At 33.5% G+C, this 21,524-nt stretch carries 16 protein-coding genes; 12 read left to right on the top strand and 4 right to left on the bottom strand.

Annotation, left to right across the window (positions count from 1 at the left end; genetic code table 11):
• Positions 1–330: 330 nt before the first annotated feature.
• The 4 genes from THENA_RS05625 (at position 331) to THENA_RS05610 (ending at position 11,133) form a co-directional block, all read left to right on the top strand.
• Complete coding sequence (locus THENA_RS05625) at positions 331–3,690, top strand: helicase-related protein (protein ID WP_013756447.1); 3,360 nt, start codon at positions 331–333, stop codon at positions 3,688–3,690.
• On the top strand, positions 3,687–6,995 hold the full coding sequence (locus tag THENA_RS05620) for an Eco57I restriction-modification methylase domain-containing protein (RefSeq protein ID WP_013756446.1): 3,309 nt from the start codon (positions 3,687–3,689) through the stop codon (positions 6,993–6,995). The genes THENA_RS05625 and THENA_RS05620 overlap by 4 nt, the downstream gene beginning before the upstream one ends.
• Positions 6,995–8,797 (top strand): hypothetical protein, encoded by a 1,803-nt coding sequence (locus THENA_RS05615; RefSeq protein ID WP_013756445.1) that lies wholly within the window; start codon positions 6,995–6,997, stop codon positions 8,795–8,797. The genes THENA_RS05620 and THENA_RS05615 overlap by 1 nt, the downstream gene beginning before the upstream one ends.
• A 98-nt stretch (positions 8,798–8,895) precedes the next feature.
• On the top strand, positions 8,896–11,133 hold the full coding sequence (locus THENA_RS05610) for an NADP-dependent isocitrate dehydrogenase (RefSeq protein ID WP_013756444.1): 2,238 nt from the start codon (positions 8,896–8,898) through the stop codon (positions 11,131–11,133).
• A gap of 78 nt (positions 11,134–11,211) precedes the next feature.
• On the opposite strand, the gene THENA_RS05605 is transcribed toward THENA_RS05610, so the two are convergent.
• Positions 11,212–12,090 (bottom strand): isocitrate lyase/PEP mutase family protein, encoded by an 879-nt coding sequence (locus THENA_RS05605; protein ID WP_013756443.1) that lies wholly within the window; start codon positions 12,088–12,090, stop codon positions 11,212–11,214.
• A 122-nt stretch (positions 12,091–12,212) separates the two neighbouring features.
• Here THENA_RS05605 and THENA_RS05600 point away from each other — a divergent pair, with 122 nt between their 5' ends.
• From THENA_RS05600 to sucD, 8 genes are all read left to right on the top strand, one after another.
• A complete protein-coding gene (locus THENA_RS05600; RefSeq protein ID WP_041437949.1) occupies positions 12,213–13,466 on the top strand; it encodes a 3-isopropylmalate dehydratase large subunit in 1,254 nt (417 codons plus the stop codon).
• A 40-nt stretch (positions 13,467–13,506) separates the two neighbouring features.
• A complete protein-coding gene (locus tag THENA_RS05595) occupies positions 13,507–14,010 on the top strand; it encodes a LeuD/DmdB family oxidoreductase small subunit (protein WP_013756441.1) in 504 nt (167 codons plus the stop codon).
• A gap of 259 nt (positions 14,011–14,269) precedes the next feature.
• Positions 14,270–14,485: a 4Fe-4S binding protein gene (locus tag THENA_RS05590; RefSeq protein WP_013756440.1), complete on the top strand. Its 216-nt coding sequence runs from the start codon at positions 14,270–14,272 to the stop codon at positions 14,483–14,485.
• Positions 14,482–15,618 (top strand): 2-oxoacid:acceptor oxidoreductase subunit alpha, encoded by a 1,137-nt coding sequence (locus tag THENA_RS05585; RefSeq protein ID WP_013756439.1) that lies wholly within the window; start codon positions 14,482–14,484, stop codon positions 15,616–15,618. Before THENA_RS05590 ends, THENA_RS05585 begins: the two co-directional genes overlap by 4 nt.
• Before the next feature lie 29 nt (positions 15,619–15,647).
• On the top strand, positions 15,648–16,442 hold the full coding sequence (locus THENA_RS05580; RefSeq protein ID WP_041438473.1) for a thiamine pyrophosphate-dependent enzyme: 795 nt from the start codon (positions 15,648–15,650) through the stop codon (positions 16,440–16,442).
• Positions 16,439–17,008, top strand: a complete 570-nt coding sequence (locus tag THENA_RS05575; protein ID WP_013756437.1) for a 2-oxoacid:acceptor oxidoreductase family protein — start codon at positions 16,439–16,441, stop codon at positions 17,006–17,008. Before THENA_RS05580 ends, THENA_RS05575 begins: the two co-directional genes overlap by 4 nt.
• A 15-nt stretch (positions 17,009–17,023) precedes the next feature.
• Complete coding sequence (gene sucC, locus THENA_RS05570) at positions 17,024–18,121, top strand: ADP-forming succinate--CoA ligase subunit beta (RefSeq protein WP_013756436.1); 1,098 nt, start codon at positions 17,024–17,026, stop codon at positions 18,119–18,121.
• A 23-nt stretch (positions 18,122–18,144) separates the two neighbouring features.
• Entirely contained in the window at positions 18,145–19,104 is a 960-nt protein-coding gene (sucD, locus tag THENA_RS05565; protein WP_013756435.1) for a succinate--CoA ligase subunit alpha, read from the top strand.
• Here sucD and hypE read toward each other — a convergent pair whose 3' ends face one another.
• Genes hypE through THENA_RS05550 form a run of 3 tightly spaced genes read right to left on the bottom strand, consistent with a single transcriptional unit; the run spans position 19,105 to position 21,494 of the window.
• Positions 19,105–20,115 (bottom strand): hydrogenase expression/formation protein HypE, encoded by a 1,011-nt coding sequence (gene hypE, locus THENA_RS05560; RefSeq protein WP_013756434.1) that lies wholly within the window; start codon positions 20,113–20,115, stop codon positions 19,105–19,107.
• Positions 20,116–20,158: 43 nt separating this feature from the next.
• The gene (hypD, locus tag THENA_RS05555; protein ID WP_013756433.1) at positions 20,159–21,238 is read right to left on the bottom strand and encodes a hydrogenase formation protein HypD; all 1,080 of its coding nucleotides are present in this window, start codon (positions 21,236–21,238) and stop codon (positions 20,159–20,161) included.
• The gene (locus THENA_RS05550) at positions 21,225–21,494 is read right to left on the bottom strand and encodes a HypC/HybG/HupF family hydrogenase formation chaperone (protein WP_013756432.1); all 270 of its coding nucleotides are present in this window, start codon (positions 21,492–21,494) and stop codon (positions 21,225–21,227) included. Before THENA_RS05550 ends, hypD begins: the two co-directional genes overlap by 14 nt.
• Positions 21,495–21,524: the final 30 nt, after the last annotated feature.

Raw genomic sequence — 21,524 nt, 5'->3', positions numbered from 1 at the left:
AACTATAATTTATGGAAACGTATTTTATTATAATTACAATCTCTTATTAATAACCAATTTAAAGAACTTGTCTTGTGCATAATTAAGTCATTTTACATCCTCTAAAAATTTAGCCAAACCATGTTATCTTCATTAATTAATTCAAAACAATATAACATAATTCAGATCAAATCGCTTTATTTTTATAAGTTTATAAACTTCTGAGTTTACTTTTTCAAAAGATTAATTAGAAAATCGGATTTATTTTTAGACTTTTTTAAGACAATATTATATTATATTGTATTAAATTCAAATTTTTAGGGGTTAAAGACGGAAATAAGGTGTGTGGATATGAGTAATTTTATTACAAACTCAGGCGAGAGTTCTCTAAAAAGTAGAATATCGACATTGGTAAAAAATAGCGCTGAACTAAAATTTCTTGTTGGATTTTTTTACTTTTCTGGTTTAAAAGAGTTATATGAAAGCATTAGAGGGAATCAAGATGTAATTTTAAATGTGCTTGTAGGACTAAATGTAGATATATCGAACTTTGGATTAATAGAATACGCACAAAATAGAGGCAATCTTTCAAAGAGAGAAATTGTTGATAAATATTTATATTCGCTTAAAAAGTCTATTAATACAGAGCTTTTTGACACGAAAGAATTTTATAATCAGTCAAATTTTTTTGTAAACTTAATAAAATCTGGTAGGCTAAATATAAGAAAAACACTTGAGCCAAATCACGCAAAACTTTATTTGTTTAAATTAAAGGATGAAGTTGGTAGATCTAGGCTTTTTATTACAGGAAGTAGCAACCTCACTAGTTCAGGACTTTCCAGACAACAAGAATTTAACGTGGAAATTTCTGACTATGGATTTGATGAAGCAGAAGATTATTTTAATAAGTTATGGGAGTCTTCTGTGGAGATCAGTGAAAAGGATGAGTATAAATATAGTCTAATTAATACCCTTGAGAAAGAGACTCTAATAAGAAAAATTACACCTTTTGAGGCATATGCTCTAGTTTTGAAAAGCTATTTAGATGTCTTCAAAGGAAAAGATATTGATCAAAGATTGATGGAAATATTTGATGAAAATGGATATAAACCTTATTCATATCAACTTGACGCTATTAAGCAGGCTTTAGGAATCATAGAGCAAAGCAACGGGGTATTAATTGCTGATGTAGTAGGTTTGGGAAAAACTGTGATTGCATGTGCTCTAGGATATATGTTGAAACTTAGGGGCATTGTAATAGCACCGCCTGGTATTATAGGAGATAAGAAAAAAAGTTCAGGTTGGTGGAAGTATTTGGAAGACTTTGGCTTGACAAAATTAGGATGGCAGCCATACTCATCAGGAGATCTAAAAACCGTTCTGGATGTGGTTTCAAGAACAAAGGATATTGAAGTAGTGATAGTTGATGAGGCGCATAGATTTAGAAACCAGAATACCAAGGATTACGAACTCTTAAAAAATATATGTATAGGAAAAAAAGTTATCCTTTTGACTGCTACACCTTTTAACAATAAACCATCGGATATCTTTTCTCTTTTAAAGTTATTTGTTATACCAAAAAAATCAAGCATTACATTAACAGATAACATAGAAATGAAATTTGATTTGTTTTCAAAACAATTTGAAATGCTTTCTTATATAAAAAAATATCTTAATTCTTCTGATTCAAAAAAAAGAGATAAGGCAATTTTTTATAACAAGATTTTATTTGGAACAGATAGAATAGATGTCAGAAAGGTAGATTTTCTTGTTCATTCAATAGCCAAAGAGATCAAGGACGTAATAGAGCCTATTATTATCCGTAGAAATAGATTGGATCTTGCTGAAAATCCAAATTATAGCAGTGAAGTAGGTAAGCTTTCAAATATAAGAGATCCAGAAGAGTGGTTTTTCGAGCTTACTCCAGATCAATCTGAATTTTATGATAAGGTTATAAAAGACTATTTTGCCTTGCCTGAAGATGGTGGCAAGTTTAGGGGGGCTATATATAAACCATTTTGGTACGAGAAAGGAATCTTGTTAGAAGATCTTGAAAAAGGCTTTACGAAGGAAGAAAACTTTCAATATTTTCAGCAAATGAACTTATATGATTTTATGAGAAGGCTTTTAGTAAAAAGATTTGAGAGCTCCTTTGGCGCCTTTGAACAGAGCATAAAAAACTTTAAGAAGATTACTGAGGATGTATTGAAGTTTATAGAAAAGACAGGAAGATATATCTTGGACAGAGATCTACTTGAAAAAATCTACAATAAAGATATTGATGAAATAGAAGAATACTTGACCAAATACGCGAAGAGGTTGGAAAAAGAAGAACACTCTACAAACGACAAGATATATGTTTTGAAAGAATTTAAATTAAAAGATAAATTTATTCAGGACATTAAAGACGATTTAAATCTCTTTGATAATATCTTAAAAGAGTTAGCTGAATTGAATATGGTAGCAGACGATCCAAAAATAAAAACATTGATAAATAATTTGAAGGAAGTTTTAAATAAAACTTCAAATGGCAAGGAGCCAAAAAGAAAAGCAGTAATATTCACAGAGTATCTGGACACAGTTAAATATCTAAAGGATATTTTGAACAAAACTTTTAATAACAGAGTTCTTGTTGTTGAAGGTCTTTTAAGCGCAAGTAAATTAAGAGACATTATAGAGAATTTTGATGCATCGTATAGTGAACAAAAGGATAACTATGATATACTTCTTACCACCGATATGGTTTCTGAAGGATTTAATCTGAATAGGGCGGGGATAGTAGTCAACTACGATATACCCTGGAATCCTGTGAGGGTAATTCAAAGGGTGGGGAGAATCAATAGAATATCCAAAAAGGTTTTTGATGAAATATATATTGCGAATTTCTTTCCGACACAAAAAGGATCCGATCTTGTAAGATCAAGAGATATTGCGTCGAATAAGATGTTTATGATTCACAAGGCGCTAGGTGAAGACTCTAAGATATTTGACGTTGATGAAGAGCCTACTGCTTCCAATCTCTATAAGAAAATACAACAAAACCCTGATGAAATAGAAAAAGAAAGCTTTTATACCAAAGTTTTTAGAGAATTTGAAGAATTAAAGAAAGAATATCCTGATATAGTAGAAGTATTAGATAGCTTCCCAAACAGAGTAAAGGTTGCCAAATATGGTAAAAAAGACGAAATGTTTGTGGTAATAAAAAAGGGTAAAATTTTTGTAAACCACAAAACTTATGATAGTGACAGTACAGAAGAAGTAAAGTCATTAGAAGACATAATAAATAACATTAGATCAAAAAAAGATGATGTTAGCTTAGAGCTTAGCGACAGATTTTGGGATGAGTACATAAGTCTAAGAGATTATGAAGGAAAAATTGACAAACGTTCTAAAAATAACTCACAAAGTCTTGAAACTAAAGCCTATAATCTTTTAAAGAGTTTCCAGAAAAATGACAAATTGCTATCTCACAAAGAATTTATAAATACTCTTATTGAAGATATTGTTGAGTATGGGACTTTATCAGAATACACACTAAGAAGACTGGTAAACATGGAAAGGATAAAAAACGAAGAATATATTAGCAAAGGGCTTTTAGATCTTAAAAGAGAAATGGGTGTTGATTATTTAAAGAGAGAAAAAGAAAGACTAAAAAACCTCAATAAAGAGGTAATTATTGCAATAGAAAACAAAAGAGGGGATAAACAGTGAGTCAAATTATAGATGAGTTGATAAATAATTTTTCAGATGAGATGCTTATAAATCTTTTAGAAATTAATTCTTCATTTAAACCTGAAAAGAAAGAACTTTATTATGAAGGGTATGATAGATTTAAAAACTTAAGGTATCTTGGGAGCATAGAATTTGAGGATATGAATAGATTGGGGCTCTTTTCAATAAAAGTAAACAAAGAGCTTAACGAAAGGTCTGGCAAAAAGGAACAATATAAGTTGGGCAAGCAGATTATAGAAGATCATAACCTTGATCTCGCTATCTTTGCCTTTTATGACGAACAGGGCAGTTTTAGATTATCTTTAATATACAAAGAATATGCGGGAACGAAAAGTAGATTAAGCTCTTACAAAAGATTTACATTTTACGTGAACAAAAAGCTTACAAACAAGACCTTTAAAGATCAGATAGGAAAGTGCAATTTTAGCTCGTTTGAGGAGATAAAGAGTGCATTTTCTGTAGAGCCAGTAACAAAGGCCTTTTATGATGAGATTCAGACTTGGTATTTCAACGCTATGGACAAGATCTATTTTCCGGAGGACTTCAAGTTTTCTGATAATCTGGAAAAAGACAAAGAAATAAGAAATTCTACGTCTTTAATAAGACTAATAACCAGGGTTATATTTATCTGGTTTCTAAAAGAGAAGTTTTTGGTGCCTGAAATTCTTTTTTCGGAAAAAGAGTTAAAGAATATTGTTAAAGACTTTTTAAAAAATAAAAGTTCAAACAACTATTACAACGCTATCTTGCAAAATCTATTCTTTGCAACGCTAAATTGCGAGCCCTCTCAAAGAGATTTTACTAAAAATGAGGGTTTTTTGATAAATAGATCAGATTACGGAGTGAAAACATTATATAGATATCCGGACAAGTTTCTTATAGGTAAGGACGAAGTACTGAAACTATTTAGCACTGTTCCATTTTTAAATGGCGGCTTATTTGATTGTCTGGACAAAGAAAATGAAGATAAAAAGGTAATATATTTGGACGGATTTTCCAGAAATAAAGATAAACAAGCAAAGATACCTGATTATCTTTTCTTTCAACCTGAAGAAGTGAAAATAGACATCTCAAATTATATACAGGGTGGCAATAAAAAGAGTACAAGAGGGCTTTTTGACATATTGAAAAGTTACAACTTTACTATAGATGAAAATACTCCGTTCGATCAGGAGATAGCGCTTGACCCTGAACTTCTGGGAAAGGTATTCGAAAACCTTTTGGCAGCATATAACCCTGAGACCTCTACTACTGCAAGGAAGGCGACAGGAAGCTATTATACTCCAAGAGAGATAGTGGACTATATGGTAGAAGAGAGCCTTTTTCATCACTTTTTAAATATCTTAGGCTTATCTGATGAGAATACTGAAAAACTTAGAAACCTTCTTTCGTATTCTTCTGAAGGGAATCCTTTTAACGAGAGTGATACGAATAGATTGATAGATTCTATATTTAACCTAAAGGTATTAGATCCTGCCTGTGGATCTGGTGCATTTCCTATGGGGATATTGCACAGACTTACATTTATTTTGGGCAAGCTAGATCCTGATAACAAATATTGGTATGACCTGGTGTATAACAGGGCTGTAAACGAATCTGAAGAGATTTCTAATAATATGGATGAATCTGAAAAAGAGATAATGTTAAAAGAACTAAACGAATCTTTTGATAAGAGTTTTGCCGATCCTGACTATGCAAGAAAGCTATATCTTATAGAAAACTGCATATATGGAGTAGATATTCAGCCCATTGCCATTCAGATATCAAAATTAAGATTTTTTATATCTCTTGTAATAGATCAGAAAGTAGATAAAAATAGACCAAATTCAGGCATAAAAGCCCTGCCTAACCTTGAAACAAAGTTTATAGCTGCAAATTCGCTTATTGGCATAAATAAGCCTCAAAATCTTTTATATACAGACGATATAGAAAAGATAGAGGAAGAATTAAAAAAACTTAGACATAGGATGTTTAGAACCCATACAAGAACTGCAAAGATGAGACTTCAAGATAAATATAAAAAATTGAGAAAACAGCTATTAGATGAACTTAAAAGAAATAATTTTTCTATTGAAGATTCTGAAAAAATAGCTAATTTTGATATCTTTGATCAAAACTCAAGCGCTGATTGGTTTGACCCTGAGTGGATGTTTGGCGTAATAGATGGCTTTGACATTGTAATTGGAAACCCGCCGTATGGAGTTAATGTTTCTAAGATTGATCTTTCAAAATACAAGTATAGCGATTCAAAGAATAATTCAGCATCTCTTTTCATTGAATTTAGCTTTAAGATAATCAAAAGTAACGGTGTTGTAACTTACATAGTTCCAAAATCTTTAGCCTATTCTGATGGCTGGTCGAAAACAAGAGAATTTTTGATAATTAAAAATAGATTAAATTCAATAATTGATGTTAGCAAAGCATTTGAACACGTTAAGCTCGAACAGGTAATAATTTGTTATTCAAAATTTCAACAAAAACAATACAATATTTTAACAGGTGAGGGCTGGTTCGATTGCATAAAAAAAACAGGAGAAATTGAAAGCTCCTTCGCTTTAAGTTTAGATATTTTACCTATTTATATCAATAACGCTAAGAAGAATATTTTAGAAAAAATCAAAGATAAAACTTTATTGCTTGGACAAATTTCTGAAACATGTAGAGGGATGCCTTTTCAGAAAAAAATTAATGAATATGGAATCCCGATCTTGAGAGGAAGAAATATTGGAAAATATTCTATTTATGGAAACCTTGATTTTATTGCGATTTCAAAAGATGAATTGAGCAGACCAAAACTAAAAAAACTTTTAGAAAAAACACCTAAAATTTTGTCTCAAAATATTGTGGCTCATATAATGAATCCTGTAGATAAGGTGCTTATTATGGCTACCATTGATTTTGATGGAAATCTAACTTTAGATACGGTAATGAATACATATATTAAAGATGAATTTAAAAATATTTTTTCATATAGTTATATTTTAGGAATCTTGAATTCTAAATTATCAGAATGGTTTTACTACTGGTTTGTTTATAATAGAGCCATAAGAACTATGCATTTTGATAAATATTACATTGGCAAACTTCCGATAAAACAAATTGATAAATCAAATCAAAATATTGTTTCTGAAATAGAATCAAAGGTTGAAGATATTCTTAATATTAAACAAAAAGATAGTGGTTCAGATACATCTCAACTTAAAAATGAAATAGATAATCTTGTTTATCGATTATATGATTTAAAAGAAGAAGAAATAGAAATCATTGAAAAGGGGACTTCATAATGGGGACAAATGAAATTTCTGAAGAAAAGAGCTTAAATATAATTTACAATGCATTTTTGTTTGGCTTTTTTACTGATTTTCTAAAATCAAGTGAGGATTTGCCAGATTCAAGTTTAAAAGATTTTTGCCGTTTAGAGTCTTTGTTCTGGCTAAATGATTTCGATGAATATTTCGAATATATAAAAGAATTAAGTTCTAAAGATGCAAGTATAGGATATTTACTTGAGTTTAATTTTAAACTTTTTACTCTTAACTTGATTCCAAAAATTTATGTAGAAAAAATTAAGAAGAGCGATAACTACGAATATCAAAAGGAATTTAAAAGTCTTTTGCCTGAATTTTATCGTATTTTAGAAAAGCCACTAGATAAAGACATCTCTACTTTTTGTTTAAAAGTTTTACTTGATATTTTTTGTTATATATTGGGTATTGCTAAAAATCTATTTAGCATAAAAGAAATCCCATTTTCAGAATATATAAAACTAAAAACAAATATTTTTACAAAAGTTCAGCAGATAGAATCAGAATTTCAAAATCAAAACTTTGATTCAGAAGAATATAGAATCTGGCAAGCTCTTATTTACAAAGGAATAGCTGATGTTTACTCTTATTACGATGAGTTTTCACATATGGAAAGGTTATACTATGAAAAATCTTTGTCGGTTAGAGAGAATATTTTTGCTTTATTAGATCTGGTTGATTATATTTACAGCGATGATGATAAATATGAGGCATGGAATTATCTTAAAAATTTTGAGAAATATTTTAATTATGAAAAAGTTTTAAATGAAACTAAATATCTTATCTATTTCGATACAAAAGCGCAATTTTCAGAATATCAAAGCAAGCAAGAGTTAAAGGATAACTATCTAAAAGCTATCAGATTAATTGAGAAGATGAAATATAAAACAATTTCTGAAAGTTATTTTTACTATAATTTGGGACTATCTTTAGAGGACGAAAAAGATTATTTAAGAAGTGAAGAGAATTTCAATAAGGCATTAGAAATACTAAAAAATGCTTGTCAAATACCTGATCTAAGTTATAAATCAAATACAAAAAATAGGAAAAATTTAATTTATTTTTTATATGATTTCGAAGACTATCTATATGAGTTATGCTTATGCCAAATTAACTTAAATAAATTGGAAGATTACGAAGAGACTCTTGGCAATATGGAAAACATTAAAAATGAATTGAGCTCTCAGGGCTATCAGGAAGAAAAAGCTGATATTTCTTATGATATAACTCTTTTAAAAGTAAAAAATTTTGAAAATAATTTAGAAAAAGATAAAAAAGGATATAAAGAATTAATTGAAATAATAGAAAAATGCTTAGTAGAAAATAAAGTTCTTCTTTCAAATGAGCAAAAGGCAAAATTAAAAGTAAGACTTGCTATAGTATATCTAGAAAATGATAGCTTAGATAAGTATAATGAATTGATAAAAAAAGCCATTGATTTAGATCCAGACAATAAGGCTGTATTAAAAATTATAGGAATGAAAAATCAACAAAAAACTAAGTTTTTATCAAATGAGCATTGGTGGGAAATAGCCAAAAGCTTTTCAATTCCAGTTGTTATTTTTATACTAATATTTGCTATTGTATGTTTGTCAGAAAATTATTTTGTCCCTGAATTGCCTGGCTTAATTTATACTTTATTTATCGTAATTGTAATAGTTTATTGTTTGCTGCCAGTAATTACATTTATTTATCCGATTATTTCAAGGATATCTATAAGTAACGTTGCAATAGATTTTGCTGATATTCCTCACAAGGATAGAAAATCTGATTTTCATTAAATGAACCAAATCAATAACCAAAATTCAATCTATTCCAATCGCTAAATAAGTTTATAATATTTTCTTAGCAAAAAAATAAATTTGAAGGGAAGATTGCTATGAAAGATAGAGTGAAGGTGATTTGGACTATTACTGATGAGGCTCCATATCTTGCTACATTTTCCTTGCTTCCGATTGTAAAGAAATTTTTTGATGTGTCGGATATCGAGATAGATATAAAGGATATCTCCCTTTCGTCAAGGATATTGGCCAATTTTTCTGACTTTTTAACCCAAGATCAAAGAGTCTCTGACGATCTCTCTATTCTCGGTGAACTTGTAAACAAGCCAGATACCATTCTCATAAAGCTGCCAAATATAAGCGCTTCTCTTCCACAATTGAAGGATGCCATAAAAGAGTTGCAGGCAAAAGGTTTTAACATTCCAGATTATCCAGATGAGCTAAAATCAGCTCAAGACGAGAAAATAAGGGAAAGATATTCTAAGATCTTAGGCAGTGCTGTGAATCCAGTGCTAAGGCAAGGGAACAACATCCGTGCTGTTCCAAGGTCAATTAAAGAAACTGCCAAAAAGTTTCCTGATTTGATGGGGCTTCCTTTGAAGGAGTGGAATCCCTCTTCTAAGACTCACGTTTCTCACATGACTGATGGAGATTTTTATGGCCATGAAAGATCAATAACACTTACTAAAGACACCAGAGTAAGAATAGAGTTTATAGATAAAAACAACAATATCACAATTTTTAAAGATTTAGATTTATTAAAGGGAGAAATATTTGACGGCTCATTTATAAGCATAAAGGCTTTATCTAATTTCTATGAGAATCAAATAAGGGATGCGAAGAAAGAGGGCATTTTGTGGTCACTGCATCTTAAGGCTACAATGATGAAGGTTTCTGATCCAGTTCTATTCGGCTATGCTATCAGGGCGTATTTTAAGGATGTGTTCGCTAAACATCAAGATACTTTTAATAGTTTAGGAGTAAATCCAAACAACGGCTTAAGCGATCTCTTTTCAAAATTAGAAAATTTATCTGATGATAAGAAAGTTGAGATAAAAAAGGACATAGAAGCTACTTATGAAAAAAATCCAGGTTTGTATATGGTTGATTCAAATAAAGGGATTACAAATCTTCATATGCCAAATCTTGTCCTGATAGATGCCTCAATTCCTACTATAATCAGAGATGGGGGGAAAGCCTGGGGACCAGATGGAAAGCTTCACGACGTGAAGATAGTTATTCCTGATAGGTCTTATGCTACTATCTATTCGGCTATAGTTGAGGATTGTAAGAAAAACGGCGCTTTTGATAGAACTACTATGGGGACCGTTATAGATGTAGGATTGATTGCAATGAAAGCTGAAGAATATGGATCCCATGATAAGACCTTTCTTGCGCCAGATGATGGAACTTTTAGGGTAGTTGATGTTGAAAACGGTCAAATTCTTATGGAGCACTCGGTTGAGAAAGGGGATATATGGAGAGGTTGCCAGGTAAAAGATGTTGCTATTAAAAACTGGATTCAAATTGCCATAGAGGAAACTAAAAAAAATAATATTCCTGCTATATTCTGGCTGGATGAAAATAGGCCTCACGATAGAGAGGAGATTAAAAAGATAAGAGAATATTTGAAAACTTACGATCTTAGAGATCTAGATATAAAAATAATGAGACCTTCAGATGCCATGAAAGCTACATTGGAGTTGATTAGAAGAGGTCAAGATGTAATTGCAGTAACTGGAAATATATTAAGAGATTATCTTTCTGATCTTTTTCCTATATTAGAAGTAGGAACTAGCGCAAAGGTCTTTTCTATAATTCCTCTTCTTTCAGGTGGTCGAATGTTTGAAACTGGAGCAGGAGGTAGTGCTCCAAAGCATGTAGAACAATTCATTAACCAAAATCACTTGAGATGGGATTCAATTGCAGAATTTGTGGCCATTTCTCAGAGTCTAAAGTTTATTTTTGATAAGTATAATTACAAAAAAGCTTTCATTTTAGCAAATGCTTGTGAAGGTGCAATATCTGATATCCTTTCAAATAAAAAGTGGCCATCGAGAAAGGTTGGTGAAATTGATAACAGGGGAGAACACTATTATTTCATGAAATATTGGGCCAATCATCTTTCAAGTCAGCAAGAAGATATTGATATAAAAGAAAAATTTCTAAAAGTAAAGGATGAACTTGATAAAAATGAAGACAAAATTAATGAAGAACTCTTGAGCGTTCAGGGTAAAAAAGTTGACATAAAGGGTTATTACAAACCAGAAGAGGATATTGTAGAAAGGTTAATGCGTCCAAGCAAGATTTTAAACAGTATAGTGAATATGATATAGAAATTTTACTGATGATGGCCGCTAAAATTGCCCAAAGTCTTCTTTGAACAACTATTTAGCGGCCTAATCTTGCATTTCCTATTTTTCTGATAAAAATTTCTTTTCTAACTCTCTAATTTCAGGGAGGCCTATTAACTTATTAAACTCTTGAAATGGGAAAATCTTGTCCTGCAAGTTTTTGTTTGTACCATCTTTATAAAGTTGATTAAGTATTTCATAGAGAGCTTTTGCTGCTGCATAAATAGTTAGTACAGGAACACTTACTCTTGAAAATCCCATATCTTCAAGTTCTTTAAAGCTAAGAAGTGGAGTTCTTCCTCCATCGAGCATGTTTACACTTATTCTAATGCCTTTTGGGACAAGCTCATTTGCATACATTTTTAGTTCTTCTATAGATTCTGGAGCTTCCAGAAATATCAAATCAGCTCCTGCTTCCCAATAAAGCTTTGCTCTTCTAATAGCTTCTTTTGGCCCATATTTTTGTCTTGCATCAGTCCTAGCATTAATCACAAAGTTTTTATCCTTTTTTGCCCAAAATGCAGCTTCAATCTTTTTTACCATTTCTTCAGCTGGGATTACATCTTTACCTTCCATATGGCCACATCTTTTTGGCCATACTTGATCTTCAAGGTTTATTCCAGCTGCACCTGCTTGTTCGAATTCCTGGACTGTCCGAATGACGTTTAGAGAATTTCCATAGCCTGTATCTGCATCTGCCATTACTGGAATATTTACGGCATTACAGATGTTGTGGGTATGACGCAAAATTTCGTCAAAACTTAAAAGGCCTATATCTGGTTTTCCGAGTAAACTTGCGCTAAACCCATATCCAGACATCTGTACAGCTTTGAAGCCAGCGAGTTCTACCATCTTTGCAGAAAGACAATCGTAGGCACCAGGCATTACCAGAATTTCCTTTGCTTTTATTAAATCTAAAAGTACCTTTGCTTTAGACATTTTTTTAGCTCCTTATTTAAGAATTATTAAGATTATATCTATATATCTTAAATACCTTCTAGTATTATATTAAAAATATCTTTTATAATTAATTAACAGAAAATTGAAAGGACGTGAAAAATTTGGCCAAAACTATGGTTCAAAAGATCTTTGAGAGAAAGACTGAAAGCGATGTAAGCCCTGGGATGATGATAATTGTTCCTGTAGATCTTGTTTATGTTCAAGATGGCACAGGACCCCTATCTTTTAGACAGTTTGAAAAGCTTGAAAAGAAAAGCCTTGCATTTCCAGAAAATACTGCTATTTTTTTGGACCATGCTGCTCCTTCTCCAAGAAAGGAGTTATCAAACGATCATATATATTTGAGAACAATGGCTTCAAAATTAGGTTGTAAACTATACGATATCGGAGATGGTGTTTGTCATCAGATTGCAATAGAATCTCTTGTAAGACCATTTGACATAGTTGTTGGAGCAGATTCTCACACCTGCACAGGTGGTGCACTTGGTGCCTTTGCAACTGGTATGGGTTCTACCGATATAGCAGTTTCTATGGGCCTTGGAAAGAATTGGTTTAGAATTCCTGAGAGTATACTCATAAAGCTTACTGGCAAGATGCCTAAATATATTACTGGAAAGGATATTATCATATCCATTGTAAAGCACTTTGGATCAAACGGTGCCAGTTATCAAGCGCTTGAATTTTCGGGAGATGTAGAAAATATTCCAATTCATGATAGGTTAACGATATCAAATATGGCAATTGAGTGTGGAGCTAAGGTAGGGATATTTCCTTCTGATGAAGTTACAAGAGAATTTCTTGAAAAAAATAACAGATTTGAAGACTTCAAAGAGTTAAATCCTGATTTGGATGCAGAATATATTGATAGACTGGAATTTAAACTTGAAGAGATTGAGCCAATGGTTAGTGTACCGCATTATGTACACACTGCAAGAAGAGCAAAGAACCTGAAAGATATAAAAATTAATCAGGTCTTTCTTGGCTCATGTACAAATGGTAGGCTTGAGGATCTAAGGATGGCTGCAAAATTATTAAGAGGAAAAAAAGTTGCAAAGGGCGTAAGGTTAATTGTAGTTCCAGCATCTAGAAAGGTATATCTGGATGCACTAAAAGAAGGAATTATCGAAATTCTTGTAGATGCAGGAGCAAGTATAATGGCACCAGGGTGTGGGCCCTGTGTGGGTGTTCACGAAGGTATTTTAGGAGACAACGAAGTGGCGCTTGCTACGTCAAATAGAAATTTCCATGGAAGGATGGGCAATCCTGATTCGTATATATATCTTTCTTCACCTCTTACAGCGGCAGCTTCTGCGATTACAGGATATATTACCGATCCAAGAGAATTTGATATATAGATTTAAGAACAAATTAATTAATTATTAGGAGGATTAAAAATTGACAATATCTGGGAGAGTTATAAAGGTTTCAGACAACATATCTACAGATCATATAATTCCAGGAAGATATTTTCACTTAAGATCAGATCTAGAAAAATTATCTGAACATGCCCTGGAAGATGTGGTAGAAAACTTTCACGAGAAAGCAAAGGGTGGAGTAATACTCGTGGGAGGAAGCAATTTTGGAATTGGCTCGTCAAGAGAACATGCCCCAATAGTTCTTAAAATGAGTGGTGTAAAGGCAGTGGTAGCCAAATCCTTTGCCAGAATATTTTTTAGAAATGCTATCAATATTGGACTTCCAGTGATTATGGTTGATACGTCAAAGATTTTAGAAGGTGATGAAATAACAATAGATCTAGAAAAAGGTGTTTTGAGAGAAAAAAGGAATAGCTACAAGTTGAATTTTCCTCCTCTTGATATCAGAATCCAATCAATAATAGATGAAGGCGGAATTGTTAATTATATAAAAAAGCATGGCGACATTTCTTTTGAAGTGTAAAAAATCTAATGGATTAGTTTAAAACCAGGGTGTGCGGTAGATTTTTATATCAAATAAAGAAAAGTTAAAAAAAAATTTGGTAATATTTGGACTTATAATTTTTCTGATTTCTTTGTTCAAAGGTTTGTAACATTATTCAAAAGTTTTTTTAATCCAATGCATAAAATATATAGATAGCATAACTAAACTTTTAGTAATATAATTTTGTATAAATAACTTGTAAAATCATTAAATATTATTTTGTTTGAAAGGGGAAGTTATGTCACAAAGTTCTCGTCTAGAACCTGTAGTAAACAGGGCTTTTTGCAAGGGGTGCGGCATATGTATAGAGTTTTGCCCGGCAAACATACTTGAATTTGATGAGCAGAGAAAATGTAGAGTAACTGAGCCTGAGAAGTGCATAAATTGCTATCAGTGTGAGTTGAGATGTCCAGATTTTGCAATAGAACTTGTTGAAAAAGGTGAAAAGAAATGAGCGCAAAACTAATTCAAGGTAATGAGGCAGTGGTTTACGGAGCAATTAAAGGGGGGTTAAGATTTTTTGCAGGATATCCAATTACTCCTTCTACAGAGATAGCTGAGATGTGTGCAAGAGATTTGCCAAAGGTTGGAGGAGTTTTTATCCAAATGGAGGATGAGATATCTTCCATAGCAGCCTGTATTGGTGCATCATTGGGCGGGTTTAGAGCTATGAGCGCAACTAGCGGTCCTGGATTTTCTCTTATGCAAGAAAATATTGGCTACGCAATAATGGCGGAGGTACCAGTTGTAATTGTAAATGTCCAGAGAATGGGACCAAGTACAGGAATAGCGACAGCACCATCTCAATCTGATTACATGCAGGTAAGATGGGGAACACATGGAGATCATCCAATGGTTTCGTTTGCACCATTCTCTGTTGAAGAATGTTTTACTGAGGTTATACGTGCAATTTATTGGTCAGAAAAAATCTCGTCGGTAGTGGTTTTGCTTCTTGATGAGGTAGTAGCTCATATGAGAGAGGGAATAGACATTGATAACATTAAAAATATTGTTGAAGTTCCCGAAAGAGGGCCATTTCCTGATGAAAAAGAGAGTTTTCGTCCTTATAAGGTAAACAAAGATAAGGGTGCAAAATTGCCACCTCTTGGAACAGGCTATAGATTCAACGTTACGGGTCTGGTTCACGATGAGTTGGGTTTTCCTGTAGAAGATCCTGAAAAAACAGAATTTTTGATTAAAAGATTGCACAATAAAATAGATGCAGTTGAAGATGAGATAATTTCTTATGATGAAAGGTTTATAGATGACGCTGAAGTAATAGTCATTTCTTATGGTTCAGTTGCTAGGTCGAGCCTGCGCGCTGTGAGAGAACTCAGAAAAAATAACGTTAAGGTCGGTTTTTTCAGGCCTATTACAGTGTGGCCATTTCCTTCAAAGAGAGTTAGGGAATTGTCAAAGAATGTTAAAAATATAGTTGTGGCAGAAATGAGTATGGGTCAGATGGTGCTTGAGGTAAAGAGGTCGGTTCTAGAAAATTGTAATGTAACTTTGATTCAAGGTATAAAGGGAGAGCTCATTGCTCCTGATATCATATATAACACTGTAAATGAGGTGATCTCAAAGTGATTGGAGAGTTGGTTAAAAAATATCTAAGAATGGATAGATTACCTCATATGTGGTGTCCTGGTTGTGGACATGGTATTGCTCTTGGTGCGCTCCTTAGGGCTTTTGATAGGGTAAATATTGATAAAGATAAGACAGTAATATTTTCTGGTATCGGTTGTGCTTCAAGAGTGGTAGGATACTTGGATTTTAGTACTGTTCATACTACACATGGCAGAGCTCTAGCTTTTGCAACAGGATTAAGACTTGTAAGAGATGATGTAAAGGTCATTGTAATAATGGGAGATGGAGATGCTCTGGCTATTGGCGGAAATCACTTTATTCATGCTTGTCGAAGGAATATAGATATAACTGCAATTGTTTTGAATAATCAAATATATGGCATGACAGGAGGACAAAGTTCTCCTACAACTCCTCAATCCAGACTCTCAACTACAACACCGTATGGAAATTTTGCAAGGGCATTTGACTTTTGTAATTTAGCTATTGGTGCAGGAGCCACTTATGTGGCAAGAGCTACTGCGTATCATGCCTCACTTATGACTGAACTTTATGCGAACGCTATAAAACATCACGGCTTTTCTTTTGTTGAAACCTTTACGCAGTGTCCAGTGAATTATGGGAGGAGAAATAAATTTCCCGATCCTGCTTCGATGCTCAAATATATGAAAGATATCTCTGTGCCATTTAAAGTGGCCCAGAATATGGGAAGTGATGAATTACAGGGAAAGATTGTGATAGGCGAGCTAATAAAGGAAAAAGAAGACGTAGAATTAAATGAAGTAGTTAGAGAACGTATAATGAAATTTAGAGGAGGTGCCCAGTGACAAAGGAATTAAGATTTGCGGGAACTGGGGGTCAGGGTTTGATACTTGCTGCTATTATATATGCTGAAGCTGCACTTAATGAAGGGCATAGAGTTTTGCAAAGTCAATCATATGGCCCTGAATCAAGAGGTGGAGCAAGTAAGGCAGACTGTATTATTTCTGATACAGAAATAGATTATCCAAAAGTATATCTAGCTGATTTTTTACTTGCCATGTCACAAAAGGCCTATGATAAATATAAGAGTGATGTCAAAAAGGGTGCTGTTATATTATTTGATTCTACTTATGTTGAAGCTGAAAAAAGAGAAGAAAATGTTGTTTATTTCAGTGCTCCAATATCAAAAACTGTAAGAGATAAAATAGGAAAAGAGCTGGCTTCAAACATAGCTGCCCTTGGAACCATTTCTGTTGTATATCCATTAATTAGCGAAGAAACTTTATTAAATGCTATTTTAAATAGAGTGCCAAAAGCAACAATAGAGTTAAACAAAAGTGCGTTTGATATAGGAAAGCAACTGGGAAAGGAGATCTTGGAAGCTAAAGGTTCTATAGAATTTGTATTTTAAATAAGAGGTGAATTCATGAGACTTTTTGAATATCAGGCCAAAAGTATTTTAAGTGAATATTTAAACGTACCAAAGGGAGTTATTATCGACAAGGAGAATGTGGACCAAGTTGTTACAAAATTAAATTTCCCATGCGTTCTGAAGGCACAAGTAAAGGTTGGAGGCAGGGGAAAAGCTGGGGGGGTTCTAAAGGTAAAGGATTCCAATGAATTAAAAAACGCTCTTGAAAAACTTTTTTCTATGGAAATCAAAGGCGAAAAGGTTAACAGGATTCTTGCAGAAGAACTAATAGACATTGATAGGGAACTTTATTTTAGCGTTATTTTTTACAGACCTTCGAGAAGATATATGATGGTTTTTTGTAAAGAGGGCGGCGTTGATATAGAGCAGCTTGCTGAAGCAAAACCTGATGCAATTAATAAAGTGAAAGTTGACCCAATTATTGGTATAAAGGATTTTATGATAAGAAACTTGATAAAAGATTTTGAACTTTATAACATATTGAATCAATTTGTAAAAAGTGCATACAAAATTTTTGTTGAAAAAGACCTTGTAATGCTTGAAATAAACCCTCTTGTTATTACAAAGAACAAGGAAGTAATATGTGCTGATGCAAAAGTTGAGTTCGATGATAATGCTCTTTATAAACATCCTGAATTTGAGGCCTTTCTCGAACAATCTGAAATAGAAGCAAGAAAATTAGGCTTTTCATTTGTACCATTGGAAGGTGATATTGGAATTTTAGGAAACGGTGCGGGGTTAGTTTTGGCTACTATTGATTCTGTAACTAGAGCAGGTGGAAAGTGTGCTAACTTTTTAGATATTGGAGGCGGAGCGAAAGCCGAAAGGGTTAAGAGCGCGCTAAAATTTCTAGTAGAACAAAAGAAGCTTAAAGGTATCCTAATAAACGTATTTGGTGGGATTACAAGAGCTGATGAGGTTGCAAAGGGTTTGTTAGAATTCGAAGAAGAGCAGAAATTAAATCTTCCAGTAGTAGTAAGACTTTCTGGAACCAAAGCTGAAGAAGGATTAGAAATGCTTAAGGAAAGATTCGAAATAGTTTCATCTTTAAGAGATGGCGCTAAAAAGATAGTAGAGTTAGTTAATCAATAAATCGTTTTGTTGGAGGTGTAAAATTGAGCATTCTTTTAGATAAAAGAAGCAAAATTCTTGTGCAGGGCATTACAGGTAGAGAAGGTTCTTTTCATACAGAACAAATGTTAAATTACCCAAGCAAAGTGGTAGCAGGAGTTACTCCGAAAAAAGGTGGGACTCTATTTTTAGATAAAGTACCAATATTTGACTCTGTTGAAGAAGCTGTAAAAGAGACTGGTGCTAATGTTAGTGTAATATTTGTACCACCCTTTGCATGTCAGGACGCTATATTTGAAGCAATATTTGCAAAAATAAAGTTGATAATATGTATTACAGAAGGTGTAAGCTTACATGAAATGGCTGATGTATATAGTTTTCTAAAAACAAAAAAAGATATAAGACTAATTGGCCCTAATTGTCCAGGAGTGATAGTTCCAGGCGTATGCAAAGCAGGGATTATGCCTGCAAATGCTTTTATGCCAGGCCCTGTAGGGATAGTGTCAAGATCGGGTACGCTAACTTATGAAATTTCATATTTACTTACCTCCAATGGGATTGGTCAGTCCACTGTAGTTGGGATTGGTGGAGATCCTGTTATTGGCACTACATTTAAAGATGTACTTATGCTTTTTGAAAGAGATTCCCAGACAGAATTAGTATTTTTGATTGGAGAAATTGGTGGTACTGATGAAGAAGATGCATGTGAATTTATTAGAGAAATGACAAAACCTGTTGTTGCCTTCATTTCTGGTGCAAGTGCGCCTGAAGGCAAAAGAATGGGACATGCCGGTGCAATTGTTTATGGAAAGATGGGTAGTGTCCAGAGTAAGATTGAAGCGTTTAGATCTGCTGGAGTGATAGTTGCAGAAAGTATTGACGATCTTTTGAACATTGCAAAAAAATCCCTGGGAGTAGTAAGAACCTCAAGGGAATCAAAACAACACTTATTCGAATATTATATTTCGCAAATTGAAGGAAGGGATTTTAGCGGTAGATTTTAATTAGCATATTCTCGGCAAATTTTCGCCTATTGGCATATCCAAAAATCTTTTTCCGCCTATCTTTGTGTTAAGAATAACTCTTCCAGGTACTTGCTTGGTTGCTGTGCCTATTATATTAGAGTCCTTTCCAAGTGGATGGGATCTTAGCATGTTTAGCAAATCTTCGCCAATATTTGGAGAACACGCTATGAGCATCTTCCCTTCACAGGTTATAGTAAACGGGTCAAGACCTAAGGGATCAAGAAGGCCATATATTTCATCTTTTATAGGAACTTTTTCCTCATCTATTTCAATGCAAATATTTGAAGATGAGGCGAACTCGTTTAAAACTGTTGAAAGGCCTCCTCTTGTGGGGTCTCTCATTGCGTGTATTTCGTTTTGAAATCTTTCTACTGCGGGCAAAATAAGCTTGTCCAGACAGGCGCAGTCGCTCTCTATATTTGACTTTAGAGGAAAATCTTCTCTTGCTAGCATAATAGCACAGCCGTGATCGGCAATAGTTCCTGTAATAATGAAAATATCGCCTTCTTTAATGTTTCTAGAGTTAATTGATAAAGAAGATTTTTTTTGTCCTACACCAGATACGCTTAAATAAACTCCGTCACCCTGTCCCTTTGGAACTACTTTTGTGTCTCCTGCGACAACTTTTACGTTACATTCATCTGATGCTTTTTTGATTTCATTAGCAAGCTCTTTAATTAGATTAATCTCAACTCCTTCTTCTATTATCCATCCCAGAGTTAAATAAAGAGGTTTTGAACCCATAGCTACGAGGTCATTGATAGTGCCATATATAGCAAGTAGCGAGAGATTTCCGCCAGGGAAAAAGATCGGCTTTACTAAATGAACATCTGTACAGAAGGTAAGTTCATTTTCCTTGCCTGAAAAATCTAAAACTGCAGCGTCATCAAACTTTAAAGGCTTTTCTAGGTATATTGAGAAAACATTTTCAATTAATTCTGAAGTAAGTCTTCCACCTGCTCCGTGTGCAAGCGTAATTATATCCGACATTAATTTCCTCCCACATCAATGTTTTAGTGTTAAAAGATATTTTTTATAATTTTCCATATTTGTAATGAGCAGCACATGATCCTTCAGTAGACACCATGCATGGACCTACTGGTTTTATAGGGGTGCAGACTTTCCCAAACAGAGGGCATTCATATGGTTCTATTAATCCCTGCAGAACTTCCCCACATCTGCAGCCTGGAGGATCTGGACTTTTTTTACTTTTAAGACCAAATTTTGTTTTGGCACAAAACTTTTTATATTCACCTCTAAGTCCCAGTCCACTATTCGGTATAGTTCCCATACCTCTCCACTCAGCGTCTTCGGTAACAAATACTTCGTTTATAAAGTTCATAGCATTAATATTTCCCTCGTCTTTTACTGCTCTATGGTAGTTATTTACCACCTTTGGTTGATTGTCTTTTTGCATTTTTAGGAGTTCTAATATAGCAGAAAGTATGTCAACTGGTTCAAACCCGGCTATTACTCCACCCTTATTAAATTTTCTCAAGACATCCTTATAAGGTTTAGTTCCAATTACGGTACTTACGTGACCGGGATAAATAAAGCCGTCGATTTTTGGATTGGTAGATAAAAGGGCATCTAGTGCTGGAGGTACAATTTTGTGAAATGATAGTACGCTAAAATTATGTATATTTTGCTCTTTTGCCTTTTTTATGGTGGCTGCTACTGTTGGAGCTGTTGTTTCAAAGCCTATTCCCAGGAAAATTACCTCAGTTTCAGGGTGGTCGGCAGCATATTTCAAAGCGTCTAAAGGTCCATAAACGACCTCAACGTGCTTGCCTTCAGATCTTGCCTGGGCCAAGTTTGACTTTGAGCCAGGGACTTTTAGCATATCGCCAAAAGTTGTTATACAGATATTTGGGATCGAAGCTGCTAAAATAGCAAGGTCACAATCACCTTGTGACGTTACGCAAACTGGGCAGCCCGGCCCTGAGATGTGTTTGATGTTTTTTGGAAGAAGAGACCTAATTCCTGATCTTAAGATGCTTACTGTATGTGTTCCGCAAACTTCCATAAAAGTATATGGAAAATCAAATTCTTTTATTTGGGCGAGTATTTTTTGCGATATTTCTGGAGACTTAAATTCATCAAGCCAATTCAATGCTTTTTTCCTCGACTAATTTTGGTTCTTTTTTTTCAAAAGATAACTCTTCAAGTTCTTTCCATAATTTTAAGGCTTCAAGTGCTGATTCTTCATCAAGAACTTCCATTGCAAAACCTGCATGTACCAGTACGTAATCTCCCACTTTAACTTCTGGCAAAAAAGCTGTACAAGCTTTGGTTTCTGTCCCCATATAGTCGACAGTGGCCATGTCGTTTTCAATCGATTTGACTTTCATTGGAACAGCTAGACACATAGCGCCCTCCTAAAAAAATACTTATATACG

Source organism: Thermodesulfobium narugense DSM 14796 (assembly GCF_000212395.1).
GTDB lineage: Bacteria > Thermodesulfobiota > Thermodesulfobiia > Thermodesulfobiales > Thermodesulfobiaceae > Thermodesulfobium > Thermodesulfobium narugense.
The sequence above is the reverse complement of the archived record's forward strand: the minus strand, read 5'-3'. Positions and strand labels throughout refer to the sequence as shown.

Coding starts and splice junctions, on each gene's coding strand:
- THENA_RS05585 (WP_013756439.1), top strand. CDS start 14,482: ATGAGCGCAAAACTAATTCAAGGTAATGAGGCAGTGGTTTACGGAGCA.
- THENA_RS05580 (WP_041438473.1), top strand. CDS start 15,648: ATGGATAGATTACCTCATATGTGGTGTCCTGGTTGTGGACATGGTATT.
- hypE (WP_013756434.1), bottom strand. CDS start 20,115: ATGTCGGATATAATTACGCTTGCACACGGAGCAGGTGGAAGACTTACT.
- THENA_RS05590 (WP_013756440.1), top strand. CDS start 14,270: ATGTCACAAAGTTCTCGTCTAGAACCTGTAGTAAACAGGGCTTTTTGC.
- THENA_RS05615 (WP_013756445.1), top strand. CDS start 6,995: ATGGGGACAAATGAAATTTCTGAAGAAAAGAGCTTAAATATAATTTAC.
- THENA_RS05550 (WP_013756432.1), bottom strand. CDS start 21,494: ATGTGTCTAGCTGTTCCAATGAAAGTCAAATCGATTGAAAACGACATG.
- THENA_RS05605 (WP_013756443.1), bottom strand. CDS start 12,090: ATGTCTAAAGCAAAGGTACTTTTAGATTTAATAAAAGCAAAGGAAATT.
- sucC (WP_013756436.1), top strand. CDS start 17,024: ATGAGACTTTTTGAATATCAGGCCAAAAGTATTTTAAGTGAATATTTA.
- THENA_RS05625 (WP_013756447.1), top strand. CDS start 331: ATGAGTAATTTTATTACAAACTCAGGCGAGAGTTCTCTAAAAAGTAGA.
- THENA_RS05610 (WP_013756444.1), top strand. CDS start 8,896: ATGAAAGATAGAGTGAAGGTGATTTGGACTATTACTGATGAGGCTCCA.